The organism is Janthinobacterium sp. JC611 (assembly GCF_018682595.1).
Lineage (GTDB): Bacteria > Pseudomonadota > Gammaproteobacteria > Burkholderiales > Burkholderiaceae_D > Janthinobacterium.
Genome location: NZ_JAFLJN010000023.1, coordinates 1 through 15,422, shown reverse-complemented (window position 1 = coordinate 15,422; position 15,422 = coordinate 1). Strand labels below are relative to the sequence as shown.

The window sequence follows — 15,422 nt, the reverse complement described above, 5'->3', positions numbered from 1 at the left end:
ACAATTGCGCCGCCATCCTCATTAAAATGGGCGCTTCTCCCTCCCATATCGAAAGTTGTCATGCAGAGTAAAAAGCCCGACGCGGCAAGACTGGACAAGATCGTGGCCGAAGCGCGCCGCGCCGCCGACCAGCGCGAGAGCGGCTACCGCGAGCGCTCGCTGAAGATGTATCCGTGGGTCTGCGGCCGCTGCATGCGCGAATTTACGCGCGCCAACGTGCAGCAACTGACGGTGCACCACCGCGACCACAATCACGACAACAATCCGCCCGACGGCAGCAACTGGGAACTGCTGTGCCTGTATTGCCACGACAATGAACACTCGCGCTATCTGGAAGCGGACCGTGGCGCCGGCCTGCTGTCGGCCGAGGTGGCGCCCGCCACGCACAATCCCTTCGCCGCGCTCGCTGGCCTGATCAAGAAAAAGGACTGAGCGGGCCGCGCCGCTTCCCCATGCGCATCTTGCTGACCGAAGACGACCCGCAGCTGGGCCGCGCCACGCAGATCGGCCTGGAGCAGGGCGGCTATGCCGTCGACTGGGTCACCAGCGCGGAACAGGCGCACACGGCCGTGCGCCTGCACGACTATGGCTGCATCCTGCTCGACCTGGGCTTGCCGGGGCAGGACGGCATGCAGGCGCTGGCCGCGCTGCGCGACTATGGCTACAGCGGGGCCGTGCTGGTCGTCACGGCGCGCGACACGGTGGGCGAGCGCATCGCCGGCCTCGACGCGGGCGCCGACGACTTTTTAGTGAAACCGTTCGACCTCGACGAGCTGGCCGCGCGCATCCGCAGCGCCTGCCGCCGCGCCGCCGGCCGCTTGCGCGAACAGCTCGTGCATGGCGACCTGGTGCTCGATATCGCGCACCGGCACCTGACGCAACGGGGCATGCCCGTGATGCTGACGGAGAAGGAATTTCGCATCCTGCAACTGCTGCTGGAACACGACGGCCGGGTGCTGAGCCGGGAACAGCTGGAGAAAAACCTGTACGGCTGGGGTGATGAAGTGGAAAGCAATGCCGTGCAAGTGCATATCCACCACCTGCGCAAGAAGCTGGGGCGGGACGTGATACGCACCGTGCATGCGATCGGCTATTGCATCGACAGGCCCAAAGCGGCTTGACGAAGGCGGCCCGCAGGCCGCCCGTTCGATCAGAAATCGACGGTCGCCGACAGCCACAGGCGGCGGCCGTCCAGGCTGTTGACATAGCGGTTGGCGTAGGTCAGCGCCGGACCCGCGCCTGCGCGGTAAGGCTGGTAGTCGATGAAGTCCTTGTTGAGCAGGTTGTACACGGCCGCGTTGAGGGTCACGCGCTGGTTCAGCTGATAGCTGCTGCCCAGGTGCAGCATGGTATAGCCCTGGTAGTCGCCCAGCGCGGCCTTGGCGGCGCGCGTGGACGCCGAGGTGCCAGGATCGCGGAAGCGCTCGCTGCGGTATTCGGCGCGCAGCCAGCCGTTCCATGCGCGCGAGATATCCCACGAGAGGCGCGCGTTGAGGGCGTGCTTCGGCGTGTCGCTCAGGGGCTTGCCGGCGTTGCTGCCGCTCTTCTGTTCGCTCTCCGTGTAGGTGTAGTTGGCGCTGGCCGACAGGGTCTTGCCCAGCGGGAAGCGCGTGTTCAGCTCGACGCCGCGCGTGACGGCCTCGTCCACGTTGACCGATTGGCCGAACGCGTCGACGTTGGGCCAGTTGCCGAAGCTGACGCAGCCGGGACGGTTCGGCGCCGGACGGTAATCGCAATTGACGAGGCCCGTGCCCGTCGTGATCTTGTCCTTGAAGGTATTGTTGAACACGGTTCCGCTGGCGGTCCAGCCGGCCAGGTTGTCGAAGTACGCGCCGATTTCCGTCGTCGTGCTCGTTTCAGGCTTCAGGTCCGGGCTGCCGACGAGGGGGATCGTGCCCTGGCCGCCGAAACCGTTGATGCCTGGCGACAGTTGTTCCACGCGCGGCGTCTTGTAGCCCTTGCTGACGCCGCCCTTGACGGTCCAGCCTGGGGACGCGTTCCACACGGCATAGGCGCGGGGGCTGGTCTGGCCGCCGAAGATGCTGTGGTCGTCATAGCGGGCGCCGAAGGTCAGGGCGACGTTGTCCAGCACCTGCCATTCGTCTTCCAGGAACAGGGCTTTTTGCGTGAATTCGAATTTTGTCGGCGCCACGCCATCCGTCATTTCCGCCTTCCACCACTGCACGCCGACGGTGGCTATGTGTTTGCCCAAGGGCATGACCAACTTGGTGTCGAACACCTGGCTTTCCACTTCCAGGGTGCGCGCGCTGCCGGCCACGGCGCCCGGCGTGCCCGGCGGAATCGTGCGGCCCAGGGTTTCCGTCTGGTTCACCATGTAGCTGCTGTCGAGGGTGCCGAAGCCGAAGCGGCCCGTGTGCGCCACGGTCCACTGGTCGCGCTTGTATTTCTGCTCGGGGCCGTAGCCGCCCTGTACGCTCTGGGTGCCCAGTTGGCCGGTCGAACTGTCGTAGGTCTGGCGGCCCGCGTCCGCGTCGAGGGTGACGCTGTGGTAGCGGTTGGGCGTGAAGGCCAGGCGCGCGCCGAAGTTATCGATGTCCGCGCGCACGGGATTGGCGCCCATGCTGGCGGGCACTTGCGCGCCGGCCGCGTTGGGGACGCGGATGTCGGCCGCGTCGCGGCGTTGCTTGCTGCCGCGCAGGGACAGGCCCAGCAGGTCGGTGGCGATGGGGCCGCTCAGGTAGAAGCGGCCGCTTTTCACGTCGCCGAAGTCCGCTTCCTGCTGCACGGTGTAGTCGGCCGAGACGGAACCCATCCACTGCTTGCTCACCTTGCGCGTGATGATGTTGATCACGCCGCCCATGGCGTCCGAGCCGTACAGGGTCGACATGGGGCCGCGGATGATCTCGATGCGCTCGATGGCGGCCAGCGGCGGCATGAAGCTCGTCTGCGTGCCGCCGAAGCCGTTCGGCGTGACGTTGCCGGCCGCATTCTGGCGGCGTCCGTCGATCAGCACCAGGGTGTAGTCGCTGGGCATGCCGCGGATGCTGATGTTCATGCCGCCCGTCTTGTCGCCCGCCGCGCCCACGTCGATGCCTTCCACGCTTTCCAGCGCCTGCGTCAGGTTGCCGAAGCGCTCCTTCGACAGTTCATCGCGCGTCAGCACCGTGATCGAGGCGGGCGCCTGTTTGATGTCCTGCTCGAAACCGGAGGCGGAGACCACCACTTCCGGCATGCTGGCAGGCGTGCCCGTCTGGGCGTGAGCCGGCAGGCAGGACAGGGCGGCCAAGGCCAGGGCCAGGGTGGTGGGGCGCGGCAGGCGCGCGCGGCGGAAGTGCTTGGACATGCAAACTCCTGGAGAATGGATCAGTGATTGGTCTGGACTGCCTTGGTAATGGGAATCATGGAAATAATAAGAATCATTCACAATTGCGGGCATGGCTTCCCACAAAATATTTCGCCGTGGAGCATGCGCAGAAGTTCTTAAGAGATTCTTAACCAGCGCGCCAGCATGCGAACGCTGCGCCAGTCCCGCCATGCGCCTTGTCTTCGGTGACGGCCGTGTCCTCCCATGTAGCGGCAGCGGCGGCGCGCTCCGATAGCGAGAAAACGCACAAGGCGGGCGCGGAATGCGGTATCTTTCTGCTATGCACAGCCCACCCCAGTCCCTTCCTCCCGACGTCCCTCCCTTGTCGCTGGCCGCCGCGCGCGCCCTGCACCTGGCAGCGCAGGGCTTGCTACAGGCGCGGCGCAAGAAAGCCGTGAAGGCCGACGTGCTGGCCGCCATCCGCCAGATGGGCGTGCTGCAGATCGACACCATCCACGTGGTGGCGCGCAGCCCCTACCTGGTGCTGTGGAGCCGGCTGGGCGACTATCCGCAGCCGTGGCTGGAGCAGCTGCTGGCCGAGGGCGCGCTGTTCGAATACTGGGCGCATGAAGCGTGTTTCGTGCCCATCGAGGATTACGGCCTGTACCGCCACCGCATGCTGGACCCGGCCGCCATGGGCTGGAAGTATTCGGTCAAATGGATGGCCGAGCAGGGCGACGCCGTCGCTTCCGTGCTCGAACACATCCGCGCCAACGGCGCCGCGCGCTCGGCCGACTTCGAGCGCACGGATGGCCAGGCGGGCGGCTGGTGGAGCTGGAAGCCGGAAAAGCGCTCGCTCGAAGTGCTGTTTACGTCGGGCGTGCTGATGATCGCCAAGCGCCATCAGTTCCAGCGCTATTACGACCTGGCCGAACGGGTGCTGCCGGGCTGGCACGACGGCTTGCTGCCGTCCGAGGAGCAGGTGCGCCGGCGCCTGTTGCTGGCCAGCGTGAAGGCGCTGGGCCTGGCGCGGGCCGGCTGGATCAGCGACTACTTCCGCACGAAACAATCGCGCGCCAGCCTGGCGCACGATCTGCAGGCGCTGGTGGACGAGGGCGCGCTGCTGCGCTGCACGGTGGACGGCTGGGATGATGGCGTGTACGTGCATGCCGATCACGCGGACCTGGCGCGCGACGCGGCGGCCGGCAAGCTGGCGCCCACCCTGACGACGATACTCTCGCCGTTCGACCCGGTCGTCTGGGACCGGCGCCGCGCCCTGGAATTGTTCGGCTTTGACTACCGGCTCGAATGCTACACGCCGGCCGAAAAACGCCGCTATGGCTATTTCACCTTGCCGATCCTGCGCCGCGGCGCGCTGGTGGGACGGCTGGACGCCAAGGCGCACCGCGCGCAGGGGCGCTTCGAGATCAAGTCGCTGGCGCTGGAAGAGGGCGTGCGCCTCAGTGCCCGCCTGGTGCAGGACGTGGCCGGCGCCGTGCAGCGGCTGGCGCTGTGGCATGCCTGCCCCGATATCGAGATCGCGCAGGCGCGCCCGGCGCTGTTTGGCGCGCAGCTGGCCGAGGCGCTGCATGGCGGCGCCGCAGCCGCGAGGCGGGCCGCATGATGCTGCCACCGGCGCCTTCCCAGCTGCTCGACGCCAATGGCGTTCCCTGCTTTGGCCGCTACACGGGGCAGCTGGACGCCTTCGACTGGGCCGCGCTGGCGCCGCCGCACGCGCGTGGCGCCGTCTGGCGCCTGTTCCACCACAAGCGCTGGCATTACGTGGCCCTGTCCACGCCCACCCTGTTCTGCGGCGTGGCCATCGTCGACCTGGGCTGGACCAGCACGGCCTTCGCCTATGCCTTCGACCGCCACAAGGGCAAGATCGTGGCGAACTTTTCGCAGGATGGCATTCCCGGCCTGTGCGCCACGCTGGCGCCGCATGCGGGCGGCAGCAGCCGCTTCCGCTTCCTCTCGCAAGTGATTTCCATCGAGGCGCAGCCGCAGCAGCGCTACCGTTTGCGCCTCGATTGCGGCCATTTCGGCATCGATGCGGAATTCGGCCCGCCCGTGGCGCCTACCTTGCTGGCCGTGGGACCCGTGGGCGAGGGCGGCAGCGTGCATGCGACGCAAAAGTCGGGCGGCCTGCCCCTGTGGGGCAGCGTGCGCTGCGGCGCCATCGGCTACAGCTTGGACGACGGCGTGGCCAGCTTCGATTATTCGAACGGCTTGCTGGCGCGCGAGACGGAATGGCGCTGGGCCTCGGCCCACAGCCTGGACCTGGGTTTCAATCTGCAGGCCGGCTATTTCGGCGCGCATGAAAACGCGCTGTGGCTCGATGGCCAGCTGTATCCGCTGGGCCGCGCGCATGTCGACTTCAATCCCGACAACCCGCTGGCGCCGTGGCATGTGTGGACGGACGACGATCTGCTCGACCTGCACTTCAAGCCGGAAGGGGCGCGCCGCGAGGACAAGAACCTGTGGCTCGCCGCCAGCCGCTACATCCAGCCCATCGGCACGTTCAGCGGCTGGGTGCGCACCAGGGCGGACGCTCCCAAGCGCATCGTGGCGCAGCTGACGGGCGTGACGGAAAGCCACCGCTCGCGCTGGTAGGCGTATTGTTTTTTCGTGAAACGCACGACAAGGTCAAATTTTTTTGGCAACGCATCCTATACACTGGCGCATAGTCGCTCCGGCAATCCATGAGGCCAGAACATGAGTATCCGTAATCTCGACAAGCTGTTCAAGCCGGCCTCGGTGGCCCTGATCGGCGCCACGGCGCGCGAACGCAAGCTGGGCGCCATCGCCCTGTACAACCTGCTCGGAGGCGGCTACCAAGGTGACATCTGGCCCGTCAATCCCAAGTACGACGAACTGATGGGCCTGAAATGCTACCGCAAGCTGGCGCACTTGCCGAAGGCGCCGGACCTGGCCATCATCTGCACGCCGCCCGCCACCATCACGGCCCTGATCCGCGAACTGGGCACGCTGGGTACGCGCGCGGCCATCGTCATGACGTCGGGCCTGGACCCCGTGCGCGAGCAGTCGCTGCGCCTGGCCATGCTGAAGGCGGCCAAGCCGCACCTGTTGCGCATCCTGGGCCCGAACAGCATGGGGCTGCTGGTGCCGAAGCTGGGCTTGAACGCCAGCTACGCCCATGTGGGCGCGACGAGCGGCAAGATCGCCTTCGTGTCGCAGTCGGGGGCGCTGGTGTCGGGCGTGCTCGACTGGGCCAACGCGCACGGCGTGGGCTTTTCCAAGTTCATTTCGCTGGGCGCCAGCTACGACATCGATTTCGGCGACTTGCTCGACTACCTGGCTGGCGACGTCGACACGGCCGCCATCCTGCTGTACATGGAAGACATCCAGGCGGCGCGCAAATTCATGTCGGCGGCGCGCGCGGCCGCGCGCAGCAAGCCCGTCATCGTGCTGAAGGCGGGACGCGAGGCGGAAGGCGCGGCCATGGCGGCCTGGCATACGGGCGCGCTAGCCGGCTCCGACGCCGTGTACGACGCGGCCATCCGCCGCGCCGGCATGCTGCGCGTGTATTCGGCCGAAGAACTGTTCGACGCCGTGGAAACGCTCACGCACATCCGCTCGCAGCGCGGCGAGCGCCTGGCGATCCTGTGCAACGGCGGCGGCCTGGGCGTGATGGCCACCGACGCCCTCGTGGGCAGCGGCGGCAAGCTGGCCGAACTGTCGCCCGATACCGTGATCGCGCTGGAAAAGGCGCTGCCGCGGGGCTGGTCGCACGACAACCCCGTCGGCTTGCCCGGCGACGCGGCCGTGCAGCGCTATGCCGACGCCATCGTGCCGCTGCTCGACGAGCCGCAGGCGGACGCCTTGCTGCTGCTGCACGCGCCCACGGCCATGGTCTCGTCGATCGACATCGCCGAAGCCGTCACGCCGCTGATCAAGGCCACCTCGCGCACGGTGCTGTCGTGCCTGCTGGGCGGCACCACCGTGGCGCCCGCGCGCCAGGTCTTCAACCGGGCCGGCATCCCCACCTACGACACGCCGGAAAAGGCCGTGCATGGCTTCATGCAGATCGTGCAGTACCGGCGCAACCAGGAAACCCTGATGCAGGTGCCGGCGCAGCTGCCCATGTCGGCCACGCCGCGCCGCGCCAGGGTGCGCGAAATCGTCGCCGCCGCGCTGGCCGCCGGCCAGACGGTGCTGGGCGAATGCCGCTCGAAGGAAATCCTGGCCGCCTACGGCATTCCCGTCGCCACCACGCGCATGGCGGCCGACGTGGAAGAGGCGCTGGCCGTGGCGGCTGACATCGGCTACCCCGTCGCGCTGAAGATCCATTCGCCCGACATCGCCCACAAATCCGACGTGGGCGGCGTGGCGCTCGACCTCGACACGCCCGACATCCTGCGCACGGCGGCCGCCGCGATGCTCAAGCGCGTGCGCCGCATGCGTCCCGACGCGCTGATCGACGGCTTCACGGTGCAGCAGATGGCGCGCCGGCCGCAGTCGCACGAATTGATCGTCGGCGTCACCACGGACGCCGCCTTCGGTCCCGTGATCCTGGTGGGGCAGGGCGGCATCGCCGTGGAAGTGACGGCCGATCACGCCATCGGCCTGCCGCCGCTGAACCTGGTGCTGGCGCGCGACATGCTTGCGCGCACGCGCGTGTCGAAACTGCTGGCCGGCTACCGCAGCCAGCCGCCGGCCGACATCGACGCCATTTGCCATACCCTGATCCAGGTGGCCGAACTGGTGGCCGACATCGGCGAGCTGGCCGAACTCGACATCAATCCGCTGGTGGCCGATGCGGATGGCGTGATCGCCCTCGACGCGCGCATCCGCCTGCAGCCGGGCCAGAAGCGCGACCGCCTGGCCATCCGCCCGTATCCGCAGGAGCTGGAAGAGCAGGTGACGTGGATGGACCAGCCCATTCTGCTGCGTCCCATCCGCCCCGAGGACGCGCCGCAGCACATGGACCTGTTCCACGCGCTGGACCCGGACGACGTGCGCCTGCGCTTTTTTACTTCCATGCGCGAGCTGCCCGTGTCGCAGCTGGCGCGCCTGACGCAGATCGATTACGACCGCGCCATGGCCTTCATCGCCACGCACACGGGCCCGGACGGCCAGCCGGAAACCCTGGGCGTGGTGCGCGCCGTGGCCGACCCGGACAATATCCACGCCGATTTCGCCATCGCCGTGCGCTCGGCCCTGAAAGGCAAGGGCCTGGGACACATCCTGTTCGAGAAGCTGGTCGACTACTTCCGCAGCCGCGGCACGGAAGCGCTGGTGGGCGAGGCGATGGCGCGCAACAAGGGCATGCAGCGCTTGGTGAAAAGCTTCGGCGGCGAGGTCACGCCGTCGGAAGAGCCTGGCGTCGTCAACCTGCATATCGGCTTGCGCGCGCCGTAAAAGAAAGCGCGGCTGGCCAGCCGCGGGTTTGTGCAGGATCAAACCCGCCCCTGTCGGTAGTCTTTACACTTTCACTTCCAGGATGAGACATCCAGCGCGTTTTCGGGAGTGAGTGCATGCTTACTGCAACATACATATTGGTTTCCCTGTCGGTGGAACAGGCCAGCATCCGCATGAGCCTGCTGGCTTTTCAGAAGTACATGCATGTGCAGCTGCGCCAGCAGAGCCGGCTCAGCCTGGTGCAGCTGCAGTATGCGGGCGACTGGCTGAACCGGCTGTACCAGGGGGGCTACTGGCGCAAGGTGGAGATGTATCTGATCCCCGCCATCCGCCAGGCGGCGCCGCATGCGGACGGCTTGCTGGACGAGTTGAACGGCTTGAACCACGCGGCGCTGGACAGCATCAACGTCGTGCAGCAGCGCGCGGGCGCCGCCATCGACCATTCCGAAATGCAGGCCGAGCAGCTGTGCGCCGCCATCGACGCCTTTTGCGCAACCTTGCTGCTGCGCCTGGAAAAAGAAGAGCGCGAGCTGTTCGTGCTGGCGCGCAAGGTGATCGTGGGCGAAGCGTGGTTCGCCATCGCCTACCAGTTTCTCGCCCACGATGCGCGCGCGCAGGAAGCGCGCCGTGGCAAGGCGCAGGTGCTGCCCTTTGTCTTGCCCGTGCCGGATACGCCTGACGGCATCGTCGAGGCCAGCGGCAACGGGGACGCCGTGCCCGCCATGCCGCTGCCGCTGCGCGCGCAGGCTTGAAGCGGTAGCGAGCGCCCACCCTGTCAGGCAGCGCGTGCCGGGACGGCTTTTGCTCTCCTGAAGCAGGCTCTGTCATAGGAAAAGGAATCGTTTTACTCATTTGATAACTTGTTCAGTCCTGTCCGATGCAATACCCCGGGCTTTGTTATGATGGTGGTTTTGATCCACGCGAAACCCGTCATGTTCGAATTTCTCTTCAAACGTTCTGCCAGCAAGACTGCCGTACCCGATCCTGTCGTGGCAGAACAGGCCGCCGCCTCGGCGCAGAGCGCATCGCGCCGCGCCGAACAGGTTGCGCGTGCCCATGCCGTGGTGGGCGACGAAGCCGCCGCCGTTGAATTCATCCTGTCGAGCGAATTTGCCGATGCCCGTTTGATCGCCGCTGAACACGTCCACGCCTTGCCTTTGCTGGAAAAAGTCCACCACGCCATGCGCAACACGGACCGCCGCGTTGCCAAGCTGATGCAAGGCCGCATCGACCTGATCCGTCATCACGCTGCCGAGACGCAGCGCGCCCAGGCCAGCATCGATACGGCCCAGCGCCTGTTGAACGATGAAAAGCTGAGCCCGAACCAGGTCGCGGAGCTGGACCGCCAATGGCAAGTCATCAAGGCCACGCCCGGGCTGGCGACGGCCTTCACCGCCGCGCGCGCCGCGCTGGCCGCCCGCCTGGAAGCGCAAGTAGTGCTGCAGCGCGCCGTGATCGACGCCGTCGTCGCCGCGCGCGCGCTGGCCAGCAATGGCCAGTCCGCCGGGGAGCTGGCGCAGGCGCTGGCCAGCCTGGACGCTGACCATGCGCGGCATGCGCAATCGCCCGAGCGCGCGTCTTTGCCGAAACACCTGGAAAACGATTTCATCCAGGCGCGCGAGCAGGCGCAGTCCGCCTTGCAAGCGCTGCAGCAACACCAGGCCGTGTTCGACGCGCGCCAGGCCGCGCTGACCGAATGGCAGGCGCAGGACGCCGCCACCTTGGACGTGGATGTCTTGAAGCGCGCGTGGCAAGCCCTGCCGCGCCTGCCCGAATCGAGTTTGTCCGACAGCTTGCAGCAGCAATTCGCGGCCCTGCTGGCCAGCGCGCCGGCACCCGTGCAGGCGGCGGAAACAGCGGCCGCACCGGCCCCTACTGCACCTGCAGCTGTACCTGCGCCGCGCAAGCCGCGCCAGGAGCACGCGCCCGTGTCGAAAGAAGCGACCGAGCAGTTCGTCAAGACGCTCGACGCCATGGAAGCGGCCCTGCAGGAAGGATTGCTGCACGTGGCGTCCGAGCACGACAAGACCTTGCGCGATAACAAGCACGGCCGTTTGACGCCGGCGCAAGCGGACCGCCTGGCCCATGTGCGCGCGCAATTCAAGCAACTGGCCGATTGGGCGCGCTGGGGCGGCAACGTGTCGCGCGAGGAACTGGTCAAGGCGGGCGAGGAATTGCCGGCGCAGCAACTGCCGATGGCCGAGCTGGCCAAGAAAGTGGGCAGCCTGCGCGAGCGCTGGAAGTCGCTCGATACCTTGTCCGGCCCGGCGCCCAAATCCCTGTGGGAGCGTTTCGATGCGGCCTGCAGCGTGGCGTATGCGCCGGCGGCCCAGCATTTCAAGCAGCTGGCCGAAGAGCGCCACGGCAATGCGGCCAAGGCCCAGGAGCTGATCGCGGAAACGGCGGCCCTGGCCGCCGAAGAGAGTACCGACTGGAAACACGTCGCCTCCGCCTCGCAGCGCTTGCGCCAGGCGTGGACGCGCCTGGGCACCATCGACCGCAAGGAAAAGAAGCGCCTGGACGCCGAATTCGGCGCCGCGCTGGACGCCCTGTCGAAGCCGCTGGACACGCAGCGCCAGATCGAGACGGCGCGCCGCGAACAATTGATCGTCGAAGTGGGCTTGCTCAAGCCATCCGAGCGCAACACCGTCGACATGCTCAAAGCCTTGCAGGATAAATGGCAGGAACTGGCGAAAGCCTTGCCGCTGGAGCGCCGCGCGGAACAGGCGCTGTGGCAGCGCTTCCGCGCCGCCTGCGACGATATCTTTGCCAAGCGCAAGGAAACGGCCCATGCGGCCGACCACGAGCGCCGCGAACACCTGCATGCGCGCGAAGCGCTGTGCGCCGCGCTGGAAACGGCCGTCGTGCCCGAGGGCGACGACAAGGCCCGCACCGCCTTCATCCATCACTTGCTGCGCGACACGCGCGCCGCCTGGAACGCCACCGGTCCCGTGCCGCGCGCCAGCGAAGCGAAGATCGACCAGCGCTACCAGGCGGCTGTCGCCGGCGTGCAAGCGCAGGCGGACGCCATCGCCGAGCGCGCGGGCGCGGCCCAGGCCAACGCCTTGCGCGACAAGCTGCGCCTGGCGCAGGCGCTGGAAACGGCCCTCATCGACGGCGATGCCAGCACGGATGCGGCCGCCTGGTCCGAGCGCTGGAGCGCCTTGCCGCCGCTCGACACCCAGTACGAACGCAGCCTGCAGCAGCGCTTTGCCGCCGCCCAGGCCGCGCTGGGCGAGGGCGCTGGCGCCTACGTGCGGCAATTGCAGGCCAACCAGGAGCGCTTGCTCGATGAAGTCTTGCGTCTTGAAATCGTCGCCGGCGTCGACAGCGGCGCCGAATTTGCCCGCGACCGCTTGAAAATGCAGGTGGAAGTGTTGCAATCGTCGCTCAAGTCCGGCCACAAGCCGCTCACGCAAGTGTCGCAGCTGATGCAGTTGTGCGCGATTGCCGCCGCCACCGACGCGCGCACGGCCAGCCGCATCGAAACGTTGCTGCGCCGCATCGGAGGCCACGCCAAATGAACACTTCCGTCCGTGTCCAGCACGCTGATTTTGACTTGAGTCAAGAAATTGCACAATTGCGTGCAGGCAACCCCAAGGTGGGCGCCGTGGTCGGCTTCGTCGGCACGGTGCGCGACATGAACGAGGGCCTGGACGTGGCCGCCATGGAGCTCGAGCACTATCCGGGCATGACGGAAAAGTCGATTGAAGCCATCGTCGAGCAGGCGCGGGGCCGCTGGCCCCTGTCCGGCGCGCTGGTGATCCACCGCGTGGGTCCCCTGCTGCCGCAGGAGCAGATCGTGCTGGTGGCGGTCTCGGCCGCGCACCGGGGCGAGGCCTTCGCCGCCTGCGAGTTCATCATCGACTACCTGAAGACGGAAGCGCCATTCTGGAAGAAGGAAGACACGCCGGAAGGGGCGCGCTGGGTCGATGCGCGCGACAGCGACGAGACGGCCCTGGACAAGTGGACGGCAAAAGCAAGCCGCGTTTGAATCGTACGCGCCGCGCACGGTAGCAATGCCCAAGTGCATCGATTCCTTGCATTGTGTATCCTTGAAAAGCACTGCCTCACCCCAATTTGGTTAACAACTAATTAACCGGGAGCGCTTTTCATGCGACAAGACAAACTCACTACCAAGTTACAGGAAGCCCTGGCCGACGCACAAAGTCTGGCCGTGGGCAACGACAACCCCTATATCGAACCAGTCCACCTGCTGACGGCCCTGTTGAACCAGGACGACGGCGGCGCCCGCTCGCTGCTGCAGCGGGCCGGCGTCAACGTGGGCGGCCTGTCCAAGGCCCTGGGCGCGTCCCTCGAACGCTTGCCGAAAGTCTCCGGCACGGGCGGCGACGTGCAGGTCAGCCGCGAATTCGTGGCCCTGCTGAACCTGGCCGACAAGGAATCGCAAAAGGCGGGCGACCAGTTCGTGTCCAGCGAAATGGTCTTGCTGGCCATGACGGACGACAAGTCCGACTGCGGCAAGCTGGCGCGCGAAAACGGCCTGACCCGCAAGGCATTGGAAGCGGCCATCGACGCCGTGCGCGGTGGCAACAAGGTGGACTCGCAAGAGGCCGAAGGCCAGCGCGAAGCCCTGAAAAAATACACGCTGGACCTGACGGAACGGGCGCGCAAGGGCAAGCTCGACCCTGTAATCGGCCGCGACGATGAAATCCGCCGCACCATCCAGATCCTGCAGCGCCGCAGCAAGAACAATCCCGTGCTGATCGGCGAACCGGGCGTGGGCAAGACGGCCATCGTCGAAGGCCTGGCGCAGCGCATCGTCAATGGCGAAGTGCCCGAGTCCTTGAAGGGCAAGCGCGTCCTGTCGCTGGACATGGCCGCCTTGCTGGCCGGCGCGAAATTCCGCGGCGAGTTCGAGGAGCGCCTGAAATCCGTGCTGAAGGAACTGGCCATGGATGAGGGGCAAACCATCGTCTTCATCGACGAGATGCACACCATGGTGGGCGCGGGCAAGGCCGAAGGCGCGATGGACGCCGGCAATATGCTCAAACCGGCGCTGGCGCGCGGCGAGCTGCACTGCGTGGGCGCGACCACGCTCGACGAGTACCGCAAGTACATCGAGAAGGATGCGGCGCTGGAACGCCGTTTCCAGAAAGTGCTCGTCGACGAGCCGACCGTGGAGGCGACGATCGCCATCCTGCGCGGCTTGCAGGATAAATACGCGCTGCACCACAAGGTGGAAATCACGGACGCGGCCATCATCGCCGCCGCCGAGTTGTCGCACCGCTACATCACGGACCGTTTCCTGCCCGACAAGGCGATCGACCTGATCGATGAAGCGGCGGCGAAGATCAAGATCGAGATCGACTCGAAGCCGGAAGTGATGGACAAGCTGGAACGCCGTCTGATCCAGCTCAAGATCGAGCGCGAAGCCGTCAAGAAGGAAAAGGACGAGGCGTCGTTGCGCCGCCTGGCCCTGATCGACGAGGAAATCGTCAAGTTGCAGCGCGAATATAATGACTTCGAGGAAATCCTGAAGGCGGAAAAAGCCGTGGTGCAGGGCAGCACGCACATCAAGGAAGAGATCGAGAACGTCAAGCTGCAGATGGAGCAGGCCACGCGCGAGAGCAACTGGCAAAAAGTGTCGGAGCTGCAGTACGGCAAGCTGCCGCAGCTGGAAGCCCAGCTCAAGCAGGCTGACAGCGGCATGCCGAAGGTCGATCCCGACCAGCCGAAGCTGCTGCGCACGGAAGTGGGCGCCGAGGAAATCGCCGAAGTGGTGTCGCGCGCGACGGGCATACCCGTGTCGCGCATGATGCAGGGCGAGCGCGACAAGCTGCTGCACATCGAAGAGAAGCTGCATGAGCGCGTCGTCGGCCAGGATGAAGCGATCACGGCCGTGGCTGACGCCATCCGCCGCTCGCGCGCCGGCCTCTCCGACCCGAATCGTCCGTATGGATCCTTCATGTTCCTGGGGCCGACGGGCGTGGGCAAGACCGAGCTGAGCAAGGCGTTGGCGACTTTCTTGTTCGATACGGAGGAATCGATGATCCGCATCGACATGAGCGAGTTCATGGAGAAGCATTCCGTGGCCCGTTTGATCGGCGCGCCACCCGGCTATGTGGGCTACGACGAGGGCGGCTACCTGACGGAAGCCGTGCGCCGCAAGCCGTACAGCGTGATCCTGCTCGACGAAGTGGAAAAGGCGCATGCCGACGTCTTCAACGTGTTGCTGCAAGTGCTCGACGATGGACGCATGACGGACGGCCAGGGCCGCACGGTGGACTTCAAGAATACCGTCATCATCATGACCTCGAACCTGGGCTCGCACAAGATCCAGGCCATGGAGAGCGATGATCCCGGTGTCGTGAAGCTGGCCGTGATGGCCGAGGTGCGTTCGCACTTCCGTCCCGAGTTCGTCAACCGTATCGACGAAATCGTCGTGTTCCACGGCCTCGACGAGAAAAACATCGGCGCGATCGCGAAGATCCAGCTGAAGATACTCGAAGAACGCCTGGCGCGCATGGACATGCAGCTGAGCTTGACGGACGCGGCCTTGCAGCAGATCGCCGAAGCGGGCTACGACCCGGTGTATGGGGCGCGTCCGCTGAAACGGGCGATCCAGCAGCAGATCGAAAATCCGCTGTCGAAGCTGATCCTGGAAGGCAGGTTCGGCCCGAAAGACGAGATCCGCATCGACGCCCAGAACGGCAACTTGGTGTTTACGGGGGCGCAAGTGGGGCTGGACAAGGTGTAATGTTGACCCCAGCGGCGAAAGGCTGGGGTCGGACCCTCAGGGTCCGACCCCGGT

General features: G+C 66.3%; 10 protein-coding genes. 9 read left to right on the top strand and 1 reads right to left on the bottom strand.

What is annotated here, in order from left to right:
* The first annotated feature begins 60 nt into the window (after positions 1–60).
* Both J0O65_RS17615 and J0O65_RS17610 read left to right on the top strand, forming a co-directional pair.
* Positions 61–432 carry a YajD family HNH nuclease gene (locus J0O65_RS17615; RefSeq protein WP_034755042.1) on the top strand — a complete coding sequence of 124 codons (372 nt, stop codon included), beginning with the start codon at positions 61–63 and terminating at the stop codon, positions 430–432.
* A 20-nt stretch (positions 433–452) separates the two neighbouring features.
* Positions 453–1,121, top strand: coding sequence for a response regulator (locus tag J0O65_RS17610; RefSeq protein WP_215408600.1), 669 nt, complete (start codon positions 453–455; stop codon positions 1,119–1,121).
* A gap of 29 nt (positions 1,122–1,150) precedes the next feature.
* Here J0O65_RS17610 and J0O65_RS17605 read toward each other — a convergent pair whose 3' ends face one another.
* Positions 1,151–3,304 carry a TonB-dependent receptor domain-containing protein gene (locus J0O65_RS17605; RefSeq protein ID WP_215408599.1) on the bottom strand — a complete coding sequence of 718 codons (2,154 nt, stop codon included), beginning with the start codon at positions 3,302–3,304 and terminating at the stop codon, positions 1,151–1,153.
* A gap of 301 nt (positions 3,305–3,605) precedes the next feature.
* On the opposite strand from J0O65_RS17605, the gene J0O65_RS17600 reads away from it, so the two are divergent.
* The 7 genes from J0O65_RS17600 (at position 3,606) to clpB (ending at position 15,368) form a co-directional block, all read left to right on the top strand.
* Positions 3,606–4,889 (top strand): winged helix-turn-helix domain-containing protein, encoded by a 1,284-nt coding sequence (locus J0O65_RS17600; RefSeq protein ID WP_215408598.1) that lies wholly within the window; start codon positions 3,606–3,608, stop codon positions 4,887–4,889.
* The gene (locus tag J0O65_RS17595) at positions 4,886–5,878 is read left to right on the top strand and encodes a DUF2804 domain-containing protein (RefSeq protein WP_215408597.1); all 993 of its coding nucleotides are present in this window, start codon (positions 4,886–4,888) and stop codon (positions 5,876–5,878) included. Before J0O65_RS17600 ends, J0O65_RS17595 begins: the two co-directional genes overlap by 4 nt.
* A gap of 102 nt (positions 5,879–5,980) precedes the next feature.
* A complete protein-coding gene (locus J0O65_RS17590; protein WP_215408596.1) occupies positions 5,981–8,647 on the top strand; it encodes a bifunctional acetate--CoA ligase family protein/GNAT family N-acetyltransferase in 2,667 nt (888 codons plus the stop codon).
* Positions 8,648–8,763: 116 nt separating this feature from the next.
* Entirely contained in the window at positions 8,764–9,399 is a 636-nt protein-coding gene (locus J0O65_RS17585; protein WP_215408595.1) for a hemerythrin domain-containing protein, read from the top strand.
* Positions 9,400–9,579: 180 nt separating this feature from the next.
* Complete coding sequence (locus tag J0O65_RS17580) at positions 9,580–12,171, top strand: DUF349 domain-containing protein (RefSeq protein ID WP_215408594.1); 2,592 nt, start codon at positions 9,580–9,582, stop codon at positions 12,169–12,171.
* Complete coding sequence (gene moaE / locus J0O65_RS17575; protein WP_215408593.1) at positions 12,168–12,641, top strand: molybdopterin synthase catalytic subunit MoaE; 474 nt, start codon at positions 12,168–12,170, stop codon at positions 12,639–12,641. The genes J0O65_RS17580 and moaE overlap by 4 nt, the downstream gene beginning before the upstream one ends.
* A gap of 120 nt (positions 12,642–12,761) precedes the next feature.
* Positions 12,762–15,368 carry an ATP-dependent chaperone ClpB gene (gene clpB, locus J0O65_RS17570; protein ID WP_215408592.1) on the top strand — a complete coding sequence of 869 codons (2,607 nt, stop codon included), beginning with the start codon at positions 12,762–12,764 and terminating at the stop codon, positions 15,366–15,368.
* The last annotated feature ends 54 nt before the right edge of the window (positions 15,369–15,422 follow it).